Source organism: Gordonia sp. McavH-238-E, assembly GCF_022348225.1.
In the GTDB taxonomy this organism is placed as follows: Bacteria; Actinomycetota; Actinomycetes; order Mycobacteriales; family Mycobacteriaceae; genus Gordonia; species Gordonia terrae.
Map to the genome: position 1 here is coordinate 37,776 of NZ_JAKRFE010000009.1, position 18,382 is coordinate 56,157.

Genomic DNA, 18,382 nt, shown 5'->3' on the forward strand with positions numbered 1-18,382 from the left:
TCACGCGAACGGGGACCATACGTCCACACTCGCCCAGCTCACCCCGCCGAGGGTGCGGGCACAGGAGACCATCCACCACAGCTCGGGCGCGAGGGCACGCACCAGCAGTTCACCCGTGAACGCGCCGGGTCCGTCGGGCGGTCCGATCGCCCCGATGAGTGCGGCGAGGGTTCCGACCACGCTGATCACCGCGACGACCGGCGCGACGAGAAGGTTCGCCACGATCCCCACCACCGAGAACGTGCCGGTCACCGCGACCACGATCGGAGCCGTGACCACCTGCGCGGTCACCGCCATCGCGACGACCTCGGCGACTCCGGTCGGGCACCGCCACTCGCGTAGCCGGTCACGGAGCCGCGGGGCCCACAGCACGATGGCGCCGGTGGCGGCCACCGACAGCGCGAACCCCGGCTGCAACGCCAGTTCGGGCCACCACAACAGGCCGCCGATGACCGCCGCACCCAACGCCGGGACGGCTTGTGCCCGACGAGAGGCGGCGAGCGCCAGTACCCCGACGGCACCCATCAGGGCGGCCCGCAGCACACTCGGCGACGGACGCACGAGCACCACGAACCCGAGAATCACCAACAGCCCGATGATCGCGGCCGCCCGTGGCGGCACGCCCACACTGCGGACCACGAGAAGCGCTGCGCCGCAGACGATCGCGAAATTGCTGCCACTCACCGCGGTGAGGTGACTGAGTCCCGCGGCGCGGAAGTCGTCACGCAGGCCGTCGTCGAGGGAACTCTCGTCGCCGAGCACGAGCCCGGGCAGGAGTCCGGCCGCATCCTCGTCGAGTCCCCGCGCAGCCAGCGTCTGCAGCCGCTCGCGGATCGCGCCGGCCACCTGCTGATACCCGGGCGGCGAGCCCACCGGACGCGGCCCCTGCGCAGTCAGCGTCGCGACGAGGAGGGAGTGTGCGGGCGGGGGACGTACCCGGACGATCGCGACGACCCGTTGGCCGGGCAGCAGTCCCGACCATTCGTCGACATCACCCATCAGGTCGGCGGCGGCCGCCCGAACGCGGGTGGATGCGATCTGCTCCACCTCCACCCGGACCCGGACCCGTCCGGCGGACGGTTGTCCGATGACCGTGGGGTCGCCGCGCACGGCGAGCACGACCGTCGCCTTGCCGGTCGTCGTCGCCAGCGGATGATCGGCGCGGGCCTCTTGACGGAGCGTCAGCGACGTCGCGCACACGGCCGCGAGTCCGGCGACCACGACGACGAGACCGATCACATTCCATCCGATCCGGCCGGTGAGACAGACCAGGGTGCCGGCGAGAGCAGCCGCGCCCGAACAGATCGCGAACCCGAGCGTGTAGCCGGTCGGCACCACCAGTCCGAGCGCCGTCACCGTCCACACCGCTGCCGCCGGCACCAGCAGGCGGTAGTCCACCGGTCAGACCGTCACGAGATCGCGCAGCCTGGCCAGCCGCGCCGGCCCGATCCCGTCGACCTCGGCGAGTTGGTCGACGGAGGTGAAGCGTCCGTTCCGTTCCCGCCACGCCAGGATGGCCTTCGCGGTCACCGGTCCGACCCCGGGCAGCTCGTCCAGATCGGCCTCGGTGGCGGTGTTGAGGTTCACCAGCCCACCCGAGGCCGGCGGACTTCCCGAACCACCGGCGGACGGACCGGGCCCCGTCGGCGCTGCACCGGCGGGCGGCGATGGCGCACCGGCAGCTCCGACGACGGCACTGCGCAACGACATCTGCCCCTCCCCGCCCGCGTAGCCGACGAGGATCTGATCACCGTCCCGGAGCACCTGTGCGAGGTTCAGCGAGAGCAGATCGGCGTCCTTGCGCACCCCACCCGCACGGTCGATCGCCTCGGCGACCCGCGCCCCCGGGGCAAGACGGACCAGCCCCGGTTGGTGCACGAGCCCTACGACACTCACGATCATCTGCGTCGGCGTCGGCGCGGTCGGCGCGGCCGGCGGTGACGAATCCGGTGCCCGCGAGCTGCCCGCCACCGCACCGAAATCCACGACCGGTGCCGACTCGGCCCCGCGGAACAACCCGAAGGCCGCCACCGCGCAGGCGACGACACCGACCGCTATCAGCGCGAGAGCGGCCGGTGGTGCAACGGCGAAGCGGCGTCGAGGGAACGGATCGTCATCGTCCTCTTCGTCGTCGGTGCCGACGACGTCATCGGGTTCCGTCCGCCGGCGCGGCGTCCGCACCGGCGGGGTGTCGAGCCAGGTCGGCATCCCGCCGATCCCCCACCCGGGATGATCGGGTTCCTCGGCCGGGCCGACCGGATCATCGGTCTCCGACGCGCGCGAGGGGGCATCCGGCACGATTTCTGCTGTGCCGCTTCGGCGGTCCGGCAGCTCGGCGACCGGCGCCAGCCGGTCCAGCGGGTTCGGCCGTCCTGATGCGCTCATGAGGCCACACGCTAGGTCCTGTCACCACCACTGCTACGCGTGTGGAGATTCCGGCACCGCGATCTGTGGACGGACACGCCGAGTTGTGGATGGCGCGACCACCACGGGCCGGCCGATCTCAGTGTTCCTCGAGGCCCTCGATCGGATCGAGATGCGCGGCGAGCACGACGCCCACCGCGCCGGGGCCGACGTGCGTGCCGAGGATGGGGCCGAGGTCGACGATCAGTTCGGAGGTGACCACCCTCAGCTTGGCGTGGACGGCGGCCCGGAGTTCCTCGGCGACATCGGGACTCTGACAGTGCTGGATGCCGACCGTGACGGCGCGGCCACCGGCGGAGTCGGCGGCGGCGTCGACCATCTTGTCGAGCGCCTTGGAGAACGTACGATGCCGCTCTTTGAGCGTCAGGGTGCCGTCCACCATGTGCAGGATCGGTTTGATCGACAGCGCCGACCCGAACAGCTTGCCCGCCGCGCTGATGCGGCCGCTGGCCCGCAGGTTGTCGAGTTGCTGCACACACAACAGCGAGTCGACCGTCGCGGCCTGCCGGATCGCGGACTCGTACACCCGGTCGCGGTCGGCGCCGTCCGCGGCCGCCTGGGCGGCCGCGATGGCAGTGAAACCGACTGCGAGACCGACAGATCGGGAGTCGACGACGCGCACCTGTCCGGAGAACTTCTCCGCGGCCAACCGAGCCGAACTCCAGGTCCCCGACAGTCGGCGGGACATGTGGACGGCGACGACCCCGGCGCCCTCGCTCGCCTCGAGCGCGGCGTCGAAGTGCTCGGACAAGTCGTTGGGGTTCGCGCCGGAGGTGGTCACACCCGGCGTCGTCACGATGTCGGCGGGAATGTCGTCCACGCCCTCGCGGTAGTCCTTGTCGTCGACCGTGATGTGCAGCGGGACCTGCCGGATCCCGTAGTTCTCGGTCACCGACCGCGGCAGTCGGGACGAGGAGTCTGTGACGACGACGACAGGCACGCGTCTACGTTAACGGGTTCACGCACCGAGCTCACACGGGCGTCGGTGTCGACCCCCCGGCGTCACGGTCGGCGCGCTGCCGGACCGCCTCGACGACCGGGGCGACCAGGTCGGCGATCCCACGGTGGCACGCGAAACCCCAGTGGATTCCGTCCGGGTTCATCTCGACGGCCGGGTCGTCGAACGAATCCCGGGTGACCGGGTAGAAATCGACGCACGACAGACCGTGACTCGACGCCCACCGGGACATCGCCGCGGTCGTCGGGATCCGGCCGGCGTGGACGTTGCCGTAGTACGGGCTCCGGTGGGTGGGCGGCAGGCACACCACGATCGGCAGATCCGGACGCAGCTGGGAGAGAGCCGCCCGGATCTTCTCGAGGTACTCGATCGTGACGCGCGGCGGCAACGCGAGCGGCCAGCCGAGGTGCGAGCCCCGCGGCTGGATCCAGCCGTAGGCCGCACGGATCCGCTGCCGCAGCCCATTCGGACGGATGTACCGGATCTGCTCCCGAAACGCCGTGGGCAGGGGCGACGGCAAGGTGTCCATCCCGCCGAATGCGAGGACCACGACCTCGGCGCGGGGCACGGTGGCCCAGATGTTCGGATCCTGGGTGAGCGCCCACCAGACGTCCCGACTCGTCCACCCGATCCGGCCGAACAGTCGGACCGGCGCACCGGTCGCCGCCCCCACGAGGGTCGGCCAGATACGGGGGTCGTCGGCCGGCAGGCCGCCCTGCGGACCGTAATAGGCCAGCGAGTCGGACAGCACCAGCACGCACCGCTCACGCGTGTCGGCAGGGGCCGACGGAGCCGGACCACCGGCGGTCGTCCCGCTCATCGCAGGACCGGAGTTCACTGCACCGCCGGGTCGGAGTCCTCGGCGGACGCGTTCCACACGTCCAGTCGCCACCGCGGCAGTTCACCCGGCATGCCGTGACCCGACAGCTGCACCCAACTGGTGTTCGCGAGACCCCCGAATGCGGGCCAGTTCTCGACCGGCAGACCGAGGAGTGCCGCCGTCATCGCGGCGATGACGCCGCCGTGGGCCACCAGCACCACCGGCGCTTCCGGATTGTCGCCGACACCCCACTCCGGCAGCTGCTCGATCAGCTCGTCGACCAGCGGGGTGGATCGTCGGGCGACGTCGACGCGACTCTCCCCGCCCGGCGGTGTCCAGGTCGCGTCGTCACGCCAGATCGCCCGGGCCCCCGGCATCACGGCATCGACGTCCAGATGGGTCAGACCCTGCCACTCGCCCAGATGTGTCTCGCGCAGCCGGACATCGGTGGTCACCGGCAACCCGGTCCGCTGTGCCAGCGCCTCGGCGGTGTCACGCGCCCGCCGCAGATCCGACGACCAGATCACCACGGGCTGCCGCTTGGCGAGCTCCACCGCCGCCGAATTGGCCTGCCGCACGCCGAGATCGGACAGATCGGTGTCGAGCTGACCCTGCATCCGACTGGCCGCGTTGTATTCGGTCTGCCCGTGCCGCAACAGGATCAGGCGTCGGACCACCGGGGTGAGACGTTCGACCGCGGTGTCGTGTGAATCCGGACCGCCACTCACGACAGCCCGTCCACCTCGACCACCGGACAGTCCTTCCAGAGGCTCTCGAGGGCATAGAAGCGCCGCTCGTCGGTGTGCTGGATGTGCACCACGATGTCGGCGTAGTCGAGAAGTGCCCAGCGCCCCTCGCGCGTGCCCTCACGCCGCAGCGGCTTGTGACCGGCCTCCCGCAGTTTCTCCTCGACCTCGTCGACGATGGAATTCACCTGGCGCTCGTTGTCCGCGGACGCGATGACGAAGGCGTCGGTGATCACCAACTGCTCCGACACGTCGATCACGGTCACCTCGTGGGCGAGCTTCTCTGCCGCGGCCAGAGCGGCCACCTTGGCCATCTCCAACGCTTCAGCTGACGCAGTCACACTTGTCTCCTCATTCGCTCACGGCCTGTTCGCCCACGGCCCGGTCGGATCCATCGGCATCGTCCGTCGACTCTCCTGGCCGGGATGTGCCGGCCGGGACCTTTTCGGGGCGGTTGGCCCCCGGCAGGGCCGGGGCGGACACGCCGGGCGACGACGCCCGAGGCGCACGATACAGCTTTCGCTTGGCGATGTACTGGACGACGCCGTCGGGCACCAGGTACCAGACGGGCCGCCCCAGCGATGCGCGGGTCCGGCATTCGGTGGACGAGATGGCCAGAGCCGGGATCTCGAGCAGGTGGAGGGTGTCGGCGGGCATGGCCTCGAGATGGTGCGCCAGATGGGTGGCATCGAGTTCGTAGCCCGGTCGGCTCACTCCCACGAAGCGGGCCAGCCCGAACAGTTCCTCCCAGTCCTGCCACGACAGGATCGATTCGAGCGCATCGGCACCGGTGATGAAGAACAACTCGGCGTCCGGGAGCAGGGCCCGCAGGTCTCGGAGGGTGTCCACGGTGTAGGTGTCCCCGTCGCGATCGATGTCGACGCGACTGACGCTGAACTGGGGATTCGACGCGGTGGCGATGACCGTCATGAGGTACCGGTCCTCCGGGGGACTCACCGTCTCCTGCTCGCCGATCTTCTGCCACGGACGGCCGGTCGGGACGAAGATGACCTCGTCCAGCGAGAACCGGTGGGCGACCTCACTGGCCGCGACCAGGTGTCCGTTGTGGATCGGGTCGAACGTGCCGCCCATCACGCCGATGCGGCGCGCACGTGGGCGGTCGGGTGACATGGACGGTCAGTCTACGCGTCGGGTGCTGATCGGAGACGGCGGCGCCGGTCAGATCGGCAGCAGATCGGCGATGACCGTGCCCAATTGCGTGGCGTTGCGGCATTCGAACATGTCGATGACATCGGCGTAGTCGGTCGCGGCCGAGTCCCCCGTGCCCCAGTGCTGCTTGGCCTCCGGATTCAGCCAATAGGCGTGTCTGGCACGGTCGACCAGCTCGGCCAGCGCATCGGCATGCGGGTCGTGATAGTTGTTCCGGCCGTCCCCGAGGATGAGCAGCGCACCCCGGTGGGTCAGCGAATCGCCGTAGTCGGCGACGAATCCGGCCAGCATGTTGCCGTAATCGGAGTGCCCGTCGCGGGTGGAGATCCGCGCGGTGGAGATCATGTGGTGCATCGCCGCGCCGAAGTCCTCCTCGCCGTGGTCGAAATAGTCCGTCACCTCGTCGACGGTGTCGACGAACGCGAACACCCGGACCTTCGAGAACTGTTGGCGCAGTGCGTACACCAGCCGCAGCGTGAACTGACTGAATCCGGCGACCGACCCCGAGACGTCGCAGATGATGATGAGTTCGGGGCGCCCGGGCCGCGGCTTGCGGTGACTGAGTTCGATGGGCACGCCGCCGGTGGACATCGACGCGCGCAACGTCTTCCGGACATCGACCGCACCCCGATGGGCCCGACGACGCCGGGTCTCGAGCTTCGCGGCCAGCAACCTGGCCAACGGTTCGATGGTCTTGCGGATCTCGACCTGCTCCTTGGCGCCCGCCGAGAGGAAGTTGACGTTCTCCGGCAGCGGCGGCACCGCGTAGGCGCCGACCTTCTCGCGGCCGTTGCGGTCGGCCATACGCCGCTGGGTCTCCCGCTCGATCGCCGCACGCAGGTCACTGGCCTTCTGGCGGGCCGCCTGCCGGTACAGCGGCTCGGTGCCGGCTCGCCCGCCGTCGTCGCCGCCCGAATCACCGGCCATCGCGGCGGCGATCTTGGCGATCAGCGTCTGCGGACTGACGGCCGTGATGGCCTGATAGGCCGAGAACGCCTCGCCCCGAGTCGATCCGTACCGACCCAGCTCGTCGACGATCATCGCGATGGCCTGGTCCAGCCGGCCGTCGTTGGCCGAGGCGTCGTCGGCGAGCATCTCCGCCAGCACGTCCCGGACCGCGTCGACGTCGAGTTCGCCGTCGGGCGTACGCGGGAGATCCTCGGTGACGGTGCGCATTCCGGCACCGACCGGGAACCACAGGTCGAAGACCCGGTCGAACACCCCGCGATGAGCATGGTCGACGAGCAGTGTCGTCGCCAGACCCTCCCGCAGTCGAGGGCGTTCGAGGAGATCGAGGACCTCCATCGCACTCGCCGCGTCGATCAGCGCCGACGGCCCGACCACGATCCCGCGTCGGCGAAGCTCATCGACGAAATCGGTGAGGTGCGCGACGAGCGGAGCCGTCATCAGCCCAGCTTGAGTTCTTTGAGGGCCGTCTTGAGGTCCGGGCGGTGCTTGAGCACCACTCCCAGTGTTCGAGCGATGAGCCCGTCGTCGAATCCGCCGCCGCTCTTGGCCGTCGCCTTCTCGCCCGCCCCCAGAGCCAGCAGCGTGTTGGCCCAGTCGATGGTCTCGGCCACCGACGGCTTCTTGCGGATGTCCAGAGTGCGCAGGACGCCGACGATGCGCACCAGCTCGGCGCTGAGCGAGTCCGACAGGTTCGGCACGCGCGAGGCGAGGATCTCCTTCTCGCGCTCGGCATCCGGGAAGTCGATGTAGAGGTAGAGGCAGCGGCGCTTGAGCGCCTCGGACAGCTCGCGGGTCGCGTTGGACGTGAGCAACACGATCGGACGCCGTTGCGCAGCAACGGTTCCCATCTCCGGAATGGTGATGGCGAAGTCGCTGAGCACTTCCAGCAACAGGCCTTCCATGTCGACGTCGGCCTTGTCGACCTCGTCGATGAGGAGCACGGTTGCGCCCTCCCGCGAGATCGCCTTCAGCAGCGGCCGCGGCAGCAGGAACTCGTCGGAGAAGATGTCGGCCTTGGCCTCATCCCACGCACGGTCACCGGTCGCCTGGATGTGCAGGATCTGCTTGGCGTGGTTCCACTCGTACAGGGCTCGGGCCTCGTCGATGCCCTCGTAACACTGCAACCGGATGAGTTCGGCATCCGTCGCCGCGGCGATGGACCGGGCCAATTCGGTCTTGCCGACACCCGCGGGGCCTTCGACCAGCAGCGGCTTGCCCAGCCGATCGGCCAGAAACGTCGACGTCGCGGTGGCGTCGTCGGCGAGATAGCCCGTGGCCCGCAGACGTCCGACGACGTCGTCGACCCCCTCGAACGACGGCACGACGGCCGGTCCCGAACCCGTGTACTGAGCGGTCCCCGTACCCGGGGTGTCGGCGCTCATCAGGCGGGCCGCACGTGGCCGTTGCCCCAGACCACCCATTTGGTCGAGGTCAGTTCCGGGAGACCCATCGGGCCCCGGGCGTGGAGTTTCTGAGTGGAGATGCCGATCTCGGCACCGAAGCCGAACTGCTCGCCGTCGGTGAAGGCCGTGGAGGCGTTCACCATCACCGCAGCGGCATCCACGCGTCGCGTGAACTCGTCGGCGGCCGACAGGTCCGTGGTGATGATCGCCTCGGTGTGGCCGGTCCCATAGGTGTCGATGTGGGCGACCGCGGCGTCCAGGTCGTCGACGACCTTCATCGCGATGTCCATCGACAGGTACTCCATGGACCAGTCGTCCTCGGTGGCCGGCTCCATACCCGGCTCGTCGCCGTGGATGACCACTCCCTGCGTCTGTAGCACCGAGGTGATGCGCGGAAGCGCCTCGGCGGCAACGGCCTTGTCGATGAGCACGGTCTCGGCGGTGTTGCAGACACTGGGCCTGCGGGTCTTGGAGTTGAGGATGACCCGCGCCGCGACGTCGAGGTCGGCGAGCGCATGGACGTAGACATGGCAGTTGCCGACGCCGGTCTCGATCGTCGGCACGGTCGCGTTGGACACCACGGCGTCGATGAGTCCGGCACCCCCGCGTGGAATGACCACGTCGACGAGTCCGCGCGCCCGGATGAGCGCGGTGACACTGGCGCGATCCTCGCTGGGCAGCAGCGACACCGCGTCCGCGCTGACCCCCTTGGACGACAGGGTCTCCCGCAGCACGCGAACGAGTTCGGCATTCGACGACGCCGCCGACGACGAGCCGCGCAGGAGTACCGCGTTACCGGATTTGAAGGAGATCCCGAAGGCGTCGACGGTGACATTGGGCCGCGCCTCGTAGACGATTCCCACGACGCCGAGGGGGACTCTGAGCTGGCGGAGCTGAAGACCGTTGGGCAGGGTCTTGCCCGCCACCACCTCGCCGATCGGGTCCGGGAGCACGGCGACCTGTCGCAGTCCGTCGGCGATGCCCGCCACGCGGGACTCGTCGAGCCGCAGGCGGTCGAGCAGGCTCACCTCGATGTCGGCTTCTTCGGCACGGGCGATGTCCTCGGCGTTGGCGGCGAGGATGGTCTCCGTCGCCGCCTCGACGGCGTCGGCCGCCGCGAGGAGGACCTCGTTCTTGGCGGCGGTCGTCAGGCCACCCAGCGAGCGGGACGCCGACTTGGCGGCCCGGGCGAGCCCGAGGACGGCTTTCTCGATGTCCGACTTCTCGCCGGCGGCCTTCTCGGTGCCGGGCCCGCGTCCGGCGACGGACTGTTCTGCGGTGGGTGCGCTCATCAACATCCTCGACTTCGCGGTGGTTCACGGGCCGGGACGCCCGGGAAAGTGCCGTCCTCAGAGTAGCCCCGACGGTCGGGGGACCCGACGAGAGAGGCCCGCACTGCGTCCTCAGGCCAGGGCGAGAAACAGCTTCTCGAGTTCGGCCTCGGTCAACGGCGGTTGCTCACCGTCAACGGTCTCGATGCACTGGCGCATTCCCGACGCCACGATCTTGAAGCCGGCGCGGTCGAGCGCCCGCGACACCGCGGCGAGCTGGGTGACGACATCCTTGCAGTCACGGCCCGCCTCGATCATCGCGATCACGCCTGCGAGCTGCCCCTGGGCTCGTCGCAGCCGGTTGAGCACTGCGCTCATCGCTTCTTCGCCGACAGCGATGTGCGGCTTCTCGTCAACGGCCATGGAGGCTCCCTCCGGGTTCGGGCACGACCGGTGTCCGGTCGTGCAGATTTCTTGACGGACGATACCCCCTTGGGTATGTTGGCCGCCAGAGACGATACCCCCAGGGGTATACAAGAAGGGAACATCATGGCTTCGACCAGCGCCTCGTCAGACGAGGCGGTTGTCACTGATCCGGCGACTTCCCCCGGCCCGCTCGGCCGGTGGGGCGCGGCGATGGCCGGGCACGCGCGGTGGGTGTTCGGTGTGTGGCTCCTCCTGCTGGTGATCCTCGGAGCGGCGGCACCGTCGGTGTTCTCCTCGCTCGCCGGGGCGGGCTGGCAGGCAAACGGATCGGAGTCCGTGCGGGTCCGCGAGCTGGCCCAGCAGCACTTCGGCGGAAACTCCTCGGCTGCGGTGCAGGTGGTCGTCCACTCCGAGCGCGACACGGTCGACAGTCCCGCGGTTGACGAGGTGGTCGCGAAGATCAGCGCGATCGCCGCCTCGGATGACCGCTTCGCGCAGGTCCTCCCGCCACAGCCGGGACTGTCGATCAGCCCCGACGGCCACACCGGAATCGTCATCTTGGGTGCCGCCGCCGACACCGACGAGATGGTGCGCGCCGTCGACGAGCACAAGGACGAGCTGACCGACCTGTCCGATGACGGCGTCGAGGTCTATCCGACCGGGGCGTCGGCGTTGTGGAGCGACTTCAACAAGGCCAACCACGACGCGATGATCAAGGCCGAACTGTTCTCCTGGCCGGTCACGTTGACGATCATGGTTCTCGCGTTCGGGTCGCTCGTCGCGGCCGGGCTCCCCCTGCTGCTGACCATCGCCGGGCTCGTCGCGTCCGCGGGCGGACTCGTCCTGCTCAACCAGGTCACCCCGATCTCGGTGTGGGCGATCAACTTCGCCATGATGTTCGCCCTCGCCCTGGGCATCGACTACGCACTGTTCATCGTGTCGCGCTTCCGCGACGCCATCCGCGGCCACGGCGACAACATGCGTGCCGCGGTCGCCGAGACCATGGACACCTCAGGAAAAGCAGTGTTGCTCTCCGGCATCACCGTCTTGGTGAGCCTGTCGGCCGTGCTGCTGGTTCCCGCACCCGCGGTGCGAACGATGGCCGTGGGCATCATGCTCGCCGTCGTGTTCGTCCTGGCCGCCACCCTGACACTGCTGCCCGCCGCACTGGGCAAGCTCGGCGATGGGGTCAACGCGGTCTCGATGCCATACGCGCGCCGCCAGCAGCACCGATCTCCGTTGTTCGCCCGCTGGGGCGGCTTCCTGCACCGCCACCCGTGGACGATTGCCGCAGGCTCTCTGGGCGTGCTCATCGCTCTCGCGATCCCGGTCTTCGGGCTGAAGGTCGCGATGCCCTCCATCAATGTCGTCCCGGCCGATGCCCCCGTCCGCCAGGGCTACGAACTCGTGCAGTCGCAGATGGGCGAGGGCGCACCGGGGATGTTGCAGATCGTCGCACCCGTCGACGAGGCGCAGCCGACCGCCGCGGTCGCGGCACAGTCCCCGGGCATCGAGATGGTCACTCCCCCGATGCCGGCCGCGGATGGCTCGGGATACGTTCTCATGCAGGCTCTTCCGGCGGTTGATCCGTCCGATGAGCAGTTGGCCACGATCGTCGGCGACCTGCGTGACGCATTGCCCGGAGGCGCTCTGGTCGGCGGCGCGCCCACCGAGAACCTCGACCTACAGCAGGCGCTGAACGACTACCTCCCTCTCGTCGTCTCCGTCATCCTCATCCTCGGTTTCCTCCTGCTCCTGGTGTCACTGCAAGCACCGCTGATCGCACTCATCGGCACCGTGGTGAGCCTGCTGTCCACCGCTGCGGCGTTCGGCGTCGCGAAACTGGTCTTCCAGGACGGCCACCTCGCCGACCTACTGGGTTTCACCCCGCAGGGCTTCCTCGACGGATGGGGCCCGGTGTTCTTCTTCGCCATGATCTTCGCGATCGCGATGGACTACACCGTCTTCCTGCTCGCCACGGCCAAGGAGCATTACGAGCGCTCCGACGACCCGGCGCAGGCCCAGATCGACGGGATGGCCCATTCCGGCCGCATCATCTTCGCGGCGGCCGCGGTCATGGTGGCGGTGTTCTTCACCTTCGCCCTGGCCGAACCGCTCCCCCCGAAGGAGATGGGGATCATCCTGGGCGTGGCGGTCCTGCTCGACGCCATCCTGATCCGGCTCACGCTCCTGCCGGCGCTGTTGCGCATCACCGGCCGGGCGGCGTGGTGGACGCCGTCCTGGTTGCGTCGAGTCCTGCCCGCCATCACCTTCTCGCATTGACTTCGCCCGAAACGGGTACACATCGACCCGAAATGGTCGACAACGAAAGGAATCACAATGTCACTCGCATTGGCCACGACGCTGCAGCTCCCGTTCGAGGAGGCCGTCGCGCGCACCCGCGCCGCCCTCGCCGACCAGGGGTTCGGCGTCCTCACCGAGATCGACGTCAAGGCGACGCTCAAGACGAAACTCGACGAAGACATGGAGCCGTATCTCATCCTGGGCGCCTGCAATCCGCCGCTCGCACACCGCGCGCTCGGCGTCCAGCGGCAGATCGGGTTGTTGTTGCCCTGCAACGTCGTCGTCCGGTCCGATCCCGACGATCCGAACCAGACCCTCGTCGAGGCGATGAACCCCGACCTCATGGTGCAGGTCTCGGACGAACCGGACCTCGAGCCGGTCGCGCGCGACGCCGCGGAGAAGTTGGGCGCCGCGATCGATGCCCTGTCATCGCAGCGGTGAGCACACCGTCCGACTTCGAGATCCTGGAGTCCTCATGACCCACTTCGACTTTCACTTCGACCCCGTGTGCCCCTTCGCCTGGGCGGCCTCCAGGTGGCTCATCGACCGGGCCGACGCGCACCATGCCTCCATCACCTGGCACGTGATGAGCCTGGCAATCCTGAACGAGGATCAGGAGCCGGACTCCGCCGAGCAGCGCCGGCAACTCGACACCTCACGGCGACTCGGACGTGTGCTGACCGCCGCCGCCGAGGAGTCCGGTGCCGAGGTGCTCGAGCCCCTGTACTCGGCGATCGGCCGACGACTCCACCACCGCGGCGACCAGATGACCCCCGCGGTCGTCGCCGAGACCCTGTCCGAGGTGGGGCTTGGTCCGGGGCCGGCCGAGGCCATGGATGACGCATCGTTCGACGAGGCGCTGCGCGCATCGCATCAGCGCGGCCAGGATGCGTTGGGCGAGGCCGGCGGCAGCCCCATCACCGGCATCGACGGGCGCCACTTCTTCGGTCCCGTACTCTCTGCCGTCCCGGCCGGCGACGAGGCCGAGGCGCTCTTCACCGCACTCGTCACACTCGGCGGTGCATCGACCTTCGCGCAGTTCAAGCGTCCGACCGGGGGGCCGCCGACCTTCTCGTCGTGAGGCTCGGTGGCCGCGGGCGGGAGAGCGGTCACCCACTATCCCCCGCACCGCAAAGCCTCCGAGAGGACGCGCCGCGACGGTTCGTCGATGGCCAATCCGTAGGCTGCTGTGACCATCACGAACTGGATCGCGTACTGACACCAGAATCCGGTCGCGGGCGGCATCCAGCGGGCCGGTTCGGAGTCGCTCTTGTCCTGATTCGAGTGCCCGTCGACCGCAACGAGATTGGCCGGATCATTGGCGAAGTCCAGCCTCCTGGCGGCTGTCCACGACCATGCGCCCATGTCCCATGCATAGGACAGCGGGACGATGTGGTCGATCTGCACCGCGGACGCGCTCCGGTCCCGTCGGAAGACGACGAAGTCACCGGTGTACGGACTCCGCAGTTCGCCGGCGAGAACCGCACGCGGGCAACTCGACACCGGACCGGCGCTGACATCGCGCAGATCGCGCGCGAGGACGTCGTTGCGCGTATCGCATCCGTTGCCGCTCCCGGGTACGGACGCGGCGTCGGACCAGGCACTGCCGAACGCCGACCGGTCGTAGTCCTCGCGATCGGTGCGTCCGGCCGAGACCGGTATCGCCGCCAGCGATACCGCCGCCTCGCCGGCCATCGTCCGTATCCCCGGGCCGATGGCGGGGCCGGCCCGGTGTCCGTCGACGCCGACCGCGACCGCCACTGCCGTGACGACGGCAGCGATGAGCATCGCCCACCGGCGCGCAGGCCAGGACGGTGTGTCCCGCGGGGTCCAGAGCATCCATCGCAACCGCATGCACATACGCCGGAGAGTCGGCGAACGCCGCCGAGCATCGCGCACCACCATGCATTCTCAGACGCATACGGCGACCATCCGGTTCCGCGACGAACCCGGCACCGCGCGAATGCCGCAGGACGTCGGTCAGGACTTGTCGAGATACGCGATCTTGTGCGGGACGAGGATGCCGTCGACGAGGTCGGCGAGCGGCCGGTGTTCGAGCAGGGTGATGTCCTCGCCCACGACGTCTTCCGCGAGTTCGCGAGCATCCTCGATGACCTCGACGTCCTCGAGCAGGGAGAGGAACCGCAACGAGGTGTTCACGCCGGACTGGAGAGACCCGAGCAGATCGCCCTCCCGTCGCTGTTCGAGATCTACTCGCGCGAGCTCGAATCCGTCGTTGGAACCCGCGACGGCGCGGAGGCGATCCATCGACGGGGACGTGTCACGGGCGTTCGTCATGAGCAGGCACAGTCCGGCGTGCCGACCGCGGCCCACGCGACCACGCAACTGATGCAGCTGGCTCACGCCGAAGCGATCGGCGTCGACGATGACCATCGTGGTCGCGTTCGGCACGTCCACACCCACCTCGATGACGGTGGTCGACACCAGGACGTCGACCTCGCCCCGGCCGAAAGCGTCCATGACGGCGTTCTTCTCGTCTGCGGGTAACCGGCCGTGCAACAGCTCGACTCGGCGATGCGCGAACGGACCGGAGACCAGGGCCTCGTACTGCTCGAGCACCGACGTCGTCTTCGGGCCCTTCTCGTCGTCCCCGTCGGGTTCGGGCTCGGGACCGTCGCCGATCCGCGAACACACGACGTAGACCTGGCGACCCGCCTCGATCTCCTCATTGGCCCGCGACCAGACGCGGTCGACCCACGAAGCCCGGCTCGTGGGCACCACGGAGGTGGTGATCGGCTGCCGGCCGCGCGGCAGCTCGCGGAGCACCGACGTCTCCAGATCGCCGAACGCGGTCATGGCGACGGTTCGCGGGATCGGCGTCGCGGTCATCACGAGGAAGTGCGGGATGCGTCCGTTGCGTCCCTTGCCGCGCAACACGTCTCGCTGCTCCACACCGAATCGGTGCTGCTCGTCGATCACGACGAGTCCGAGGTCGAAGAACTCGACCTTGTCCTCGAGGAGCGCGTGCGTCCCGATCACGATGCCCGCCTGTCCGGTGACCACGTCGAGCAGCGTCTCGCGCCGACCCTTCGTCTTCATCGACCCTGTCAGCAGCGCGATCCGCGTCGCACCTTCGGCCGCGGTCAGCTCGCCCGCCTCGGCGAGGTCGCCCAGCATCGTCCTCATGGTCCGATAGTGCTGCGCGGCAAGAACTTCCGTCGGTGCCAGGATCGCGCACTGGAACCCGTTGTCGACGACCCGGAGCATCGCCAGCAACGACACGAGAGTCTTCCCGGACCCGACCTCACCCTGCAGCAGCCGCGACATCGGCTGCGCGCGGGCCAGATCCTCGGCGAGCTCCTCGCCCACCTCGACCTGACCGTCGGTCAGCGTGAACGGGAGCCGGTCACGCAACTTGTCCTCGAGACCGCCGGGCACCCGCGGGCACGGTGGCGCCGAATCACTTCGGCCCGCCAGTCGACGCTGCGCCAGGACGGTCTGGATGGCCAGCGCCTCGTCGAACTTCAGCCGATGGGACGCGACCTTCACGTCGTCCTCGGAATCGGGCAGGTGGATCTTGCGAATTGCCTCGTCGGTGCTCACGAGTCCCCGCGCCCGCCGTTGCGCCTCGGTCAGGGCATCAGGGATCGGTGCGCTCTCGCTCAACACCCGACGGAGGGCGCCGAGGATGTCCCAGGTCTGGATGTTCTTGTTGGCCGGGTACATCGGCAGGATGTCCCGGTCGAACATCGTGACCAGCGGGTGCTCGCCCCGCTCGCCCGTGACCTGCTCCTCGATCGCGTACATCTCGGTCAGCATCTTGGAGCCGACGACGTCCTCGATCTCCGGGTCGCCGTCGGGCAGGATCATCCATTCGGGATGGGACAACTGGATCTGGTCGCGGAAGTACTTGACCGCGCCGGCCATCATCACCCGCGCGCCGGGCCGCAACAATCCCTTGATCCGGTACGCGTTGAAGAAGCTGGCCTCGTAGACGTCGTTGTCGTCGGTCACCTTCACCTTGAGGAAAGACCCTTTGCGGCTTCGCATCTTGATGAGATCGGACTTGGTGATCCGCCCGACGATCGTCAGCCACTCACCGGGCTCGGGTCGTTCCTGGTCGGCCACGTGGCCGCGTCGGATGTACCGACGCGGCGTGTACCGCAACAGTTCGCCGACCGTGTGCACGCCCACGGTGGCCAGCTGTTCGGCGGGCTTGACCCCCAGGACGTCGGCCAGCGAATCCGACAGCACCAGCTCGGTCACTCCACACCCACCTGGATGAGATCGGCGCGCTGCCCGGTGCGATACACCGCCAGTTCGATACCCGGGTAACTGCGCCGCATCTGCTCGCCCACGGCCTCGAGGGCGGCCTCGTCGACGTCGACACCGGCGAGCACTGTCACGAGTTCACCTCCGGTGGAGAGCATGAGGTCGACGAGGGCGGTGCACGCCGACGTCTGATCCGGCGCGACCACGAGAACGTCGTCGCCGATCAGTCCCAGCACGTCGCCGACATCGCTCATCCCGGCCAGCGTCATCATCCTCGTCGTCGCCGACTGCAGCGATCCCCAGCGCGCACCGGCAGCCGCCTCGGCCATCGCGTAGGCGTCGACGTCGGGCACCTCACTCGGATCGTGCACGGCGAGGGCCGCCAGACACTGGGTCATCGACGAGGTCGGCAGCATGAGCACCGAACGCTGGTTGGACCGCACCTCGGTGGCCACCGTGACGAGGTCCTGCGAGGTCAGCGCTCCGTTGGCCATCACGACGACATGCCCACTGTCGGTGTCGCGGATTGCCTGCCCCAATTCGTGCGCAGAGAGGCCGTCGTCGGCGCGCAGCACGACAGCACCGGCCTCGCCGAACAGTTCGGCCGCGCCGTCACCGGACACGACGACCACGACCGCACGCTTGTGCCGGGGCGGCGGTTCCGCCGAATCCGCCTGTGCTCGAATGGCATCGAGCGCAAAACAGCTGATCCGGATGTCCGAGAGCTGCCCGATGCCCGCGCCGGCCTCCACCGCCGCACCCGGCTCGCAGGTGTGCACGTGCACCGAGAACCGTTCGCCCTCACCGCTGGAACTGTCACCGACGATCACCACCGCGTCGCCGAGGTCGTCGAGTCGTGCGCGGAGTTCGGCGATCTGCTCGCCGGCCGCCCCGTCGAGGAGGTACATGACCTCGAAGTCCTGGTCGCTGCCGTCGACGCAGCTGTCGTCCGGCCCGTGTCCGAGGGTGGTGCTGTCGGTGAGGATGCCCCGGTAACGGCGCCGACGGTGAGAGACGCCGGTGATCACCTTGACCATGGCGTCGACGATCGCGAGGAATCCGCGTCCGCCCGCGTCCACCACGCCGGCGTTCGCGAGCACCGACAGCTGTTCCGGAGTGCGTTCGAGTGCCTCGGCACAGTCGTCGGCGACCGCGCGCACCTGGTCGGCAGGCGACTCGTTCTCGTGTGCCGCGGCCGCCTCGGCTGCCACCCGTACCAGGGTGAGGACCGTGCCCTCGCGCGGTTCGCTCACCGCGCGGGTCGCCGCGAGCGAACCGAGGCGGAGTCCCAGCGTCGACAGTTCGGCGAAGGTCAGCGCATCCGTGTCGCCGAGGATCTCGGCACCGTCCGCGAGCCCGACGAGGACCTGGGAGAGGATGATCCCCGAGTTGCCGCGCGCCTGCGCGACCGCACCGTCGGCCATCGCGCGCGCCACCTCGGGCAGGGATGCGTCGGGCGGGGTCCTCTCGACCGCCTCGGCCGCCGCACGCATCGTGAAGAGCATGTTGCTGCCGGTGTCCGAATCCGGGATCGGGAAGACGTTGAGGTCGTTGATCTCGCCGCGCAGCGACTCGAGCTGCTCGACCGAGGTACGGGCCCAGTCGCGCAGCAACTGCGGGTTGACGGTGCGGGCGATCACACGGGAACTCTTTCTCGC

Annotated in this window: 17 protein-coding genes; 3 read left to right on the top strand and 14 right to left on the bottom strand. The window is 68.9% G+C overall.

Annotated elements, in window-relative coordinates; all coding sequences use genetic code 11:
- The 11 genes from MHN80_RS15030 to MHN80_RS15080 form a co-directional block, all read right to left on the bottom strand.
- Positions 1-1,398, bottom strand: coding sequence for a ComEC/Rec2 family competence protein (locus tag MHN80_RS15030; RefSeq protein WP_239402503.1), 1,398 nt, complete (start codon positions 1,396-1,398; stop codon positions 1-3).
- Between the two features lie 3 nt (positions 1,399-1,401).
- The gene (locus tag MHN80_RS15035) at positions 1,402-2,385 is read right to left on the bottom strand and encodes a ComEA family DNA-binding protein (RefSeq protein WP_239402504.1); all 984 of its coding nucleotides are present in this window, start codon (positions 2,383-2,385) and stop codon (positions 1,402-1,404) included.
- Between the two features lie 118 nt (positions 2,386-2,503).
- Positions 2,504-3,364, bottom strand: a complete 861-nt coding sequence (locus tag MHN80_RS15040; protein ID WP_004023077.1) for a DegV family protein — start codon at positions 3,362-3,364, stop codon at positions 2,504-2,506.
- 31 nt (positions 3,365-3,395) lie between these two features.
- The gene (gene octT, locus MHN80_RS15045; RefSeq protein WP_239402505.1) at positions 3,396-4,202 is read right to left on the bottom strand and encodes a diglucosylglycerate octanoyltransferase; all 807 of its coding nucleotides are present in this window, start codon (positions 4,200-4,202) and stop codon (positions 3,396-3,398) included.
- 14 nt (positions 4,203-4,216) lie between these two features.
- Complete coding sequence (locus MHN80_RS15050) at positions 4,217-4,930, bottom strand: histidine phosphatase family protein (protein WP_064570625.1); 714 nt, start codon at positions 4,928-4,930, stop codon at positions 4,217-4,219.
- Entirely contained in the window at positions 4,927-5,289 is a 363-nt protein-coding gene (gene rsfS, locus MHN80_RS15055; protein ID WP_004023080.1) for a ribosome silencing factor, read from the bottom strand. Before rsfS ends, MHN80_RS15050 begins: the two co-directional genes overlap by 4 nt.
- Positions 5,290-5,299: 10 nt before the next feature.
- Positions 5,300-6,079 (bottom strand): nicotinate-nucleotide adenylyltransferase, encoded by a 780-nt coding sequence (gene nadD, locus MHN80_RS15060; protein ID WP_239402506.1) that lies wholly within the window; start codon positions 6,077-6,079, stop codon positions 5,300-5,302.
- A gap of 48 nt (positions 6,080-6,127) precedes the next feature.
- Complete coding sequence (locus MHN80_RS15065; protein ID WP_239402507.1) at positions 6,128-7,525, bottom strand: VWA domain-containing protein; 1,398 nt, start codon at positions 7,523-7,525, stop codon at positions 6,128-6,130.
- Complete coding sequence (locus MHN80_RS15070) at positions 7,525-8,469, bottom strand: MoxR family ATPase (RefSeq protein WP_051987154.1); 945 nt, start codon at positions 8,467-8,469, stop codon at positions 7,525-7,527. The genes MHN80_RS15065 and MHN80_RS15070 overlap by 1 nt, the downstream gene beginning before the upstream one ends.
- Positions 8,469-9,782, bottom strand: a complete 1,314-nt coding sequence (locus tag MHN80_RS15075; RefSeq protein ID WP_004023084.1) for a glutamate-5-semialdehyde dehydrogenase — start codon at positions 9,780-9,782, stop codon at positions 8,469-8,471. The genes MHN80_RS15070 and MHN80_RS15075 overlap by 1 nt, the downstream gene beginning before the upstream one ends.
- 111 nt (positions 9,783-9,893) lie before the next feature.
- Positions 9,894-10,184, bottom strand: a complete 291-nt coding sequence (locus MHN80_RS15080; protein ID WP_239402508.1) for a metal-sensitive transcriptional regulator — start codon at positions 10,182-10,184, stop codon at positions 9,894-9,896.
- 126 nt (positions 10,185-10,310) lie between these two features.
- Between MHN80_RS15080 and MHN80_RS15085 the strand changes: the two genes are divergently transcribed.
- The 3 genes from MHN80_RS15085 to MHN80_RS15095 are packed head-to-tail and all read left to right on the top strand — an operon-like array spanning position 10,311 to position 13,572.
- Positions 10,311-12,470: an MMPL family transporter gene (locus MHN80_RS15085; RefSeq protein WP_239402509.1), complete on the top strand. Its 2,160-nt coding sequence runs from the start codon at positions 10,311-10,313 to the stop codon at positions 12,468-12,470.
- 57 nt (positions 12,471-12,527) lie between these two features.
- Complete coding sequence (locus tag MHN80_RS15090) at positions 12,528-12,932, top strand: DUF302 domain-containing protein (protein ID WP_004023087.1); 405 nt, start codon at positions 12,528-12,530, stop codon at positions 12,930-12,932.
- A gap of 34 nt (positions 12,933-12,966) precedes the next feature.
- Positions 12,967-13,572, top strand: coding sequence for a DsbA family protein (locus MHN80_RS15095; RefSeq protein WP_239402510.1), 606 nt, complete (start codon positions 12,967-12,969; stop codon positions 13,570-13,572).
- Positions 13,573-13,607: 35 nt separating this feature from the next.
- Here MHN80_RS15095 and MHN80_RS15100 read toward each other — a convergent pair whose 3' ends face one another.
- From MHN80_RS15100 to MHN80_RS15110, 3 genes are all read right to left on the bottom strand, one after another.
- Positions 13,608-14,396 (bottom strand): HNH endonuclease family protein, encoded by a 789-nt coding sequence (locus tag MHN80_RS15100; protein WP_239402511.1) that lies wholly within the window; start codon positions 14,394-14,396, stop codon positions 13,608-13,610.
- A 75-nt stretch (positions 14,397-14,471) separates the two neighbouring features.
- Positions 14,472-16,718: an ATP-dependent DNA helicase RecG gene (gene recG / locus MHN80_RS15105; RefSeq protein WP_239402512.1), complete on the bottom strand. Its 2,247-nt coding sequence runs from the start codon at positions 16,716-16,718 to the stop codon at positions 14,472-14,474.
- Entirely contained in the window at positions 16,715-18,364 is a 1,650-nt protein-coding gene (locus MHN80_RS15110) for a DAK2 domain-containing protein (RefSeq protein WP_004023091.1), read from the bottom strand. Before MHN80_RS15110 ends, recG begins: the two co-directional genes overlap by 4 nt.
- Positions 18,365-18,382: the final 18 nt, after the last annotated feature.

Coding starts and splice junctions, on each gene's coding strand:
- MHN80_RS15035 (WP_239402504.1), bottom strand. CDS start 2,385: ATGAGCGCATCAGGACGGCCGAACCCGCTGGACCGGCTGGCGCCGGTC.
- octT (WP_239402505.1), bottom strand. CDS start 4,202: ATGAGCGGGACGACCGCCGGTGGTCCGGCTCCGTCGGCCCCTGCCGAC.
- nadD (WP_239402506.1), bottom strand. CDS start 6,079: ATGTCACCCGACCGCCCACGTGCGCGCCGCATCGGCGTGATGGGCGGC.
- MHN80_RS15065 (WP_239402507.1), bottom strand. CDS start 7,525: ATGACGGCTCCGCTCGTCGCGCACCTCACCGATTTCGTCGATGAGCTT.
- MHN80_RS15070 (WP_051987154.1), bottom strand. CDS start 8,469: ATGAGCGCCGACACCCCGGGTACGGGGACCGCTCAGTACACGGGTTCG.
- MHN80_RS15075 (WP_004023084.1), bottom strand. CDS start 9,782: ATGAGCGCACCCACCGCAGAACAGTCCGTCGCCGGACGCGGGCCCGGC.
- MHN80_RS15080 (WP_239402508.1), bottom strand. CDS start 10,184: ATGGCCGTTGACGAGAAGCCGCACATCGCTGTCGGCGAAGAAGCGATG.
- MHN80_RS15085 (WP_239402509.1), top strand. CDS start 10,311: ATGGCTTCGACCAGCGCCTCGTCAGACGAGGCGGTTGTCACTGATCCG.
- MHN80_RS15090 (WP_004023087.1), top strand. CDS start 12,528: ATGTCACTCGCATTGGCCACGACGCTGCAGCTCCCGTTCGAGGAGGCC.
- MHN80_RS15095 (WP_239402510.1), top strand. CDS start 12,967: ATGACCCACTTCGACTTTCACTTCGACCCCGTGTGCCCCTTCGCCTGG.
- MHN80_RS15100 (WP_239402511.1), bottom strand. CDS start 14,396: ATGGTGGTGCGCGATGCTCGGCGGCGTTCGCCGACTCTCCGGCGTATG.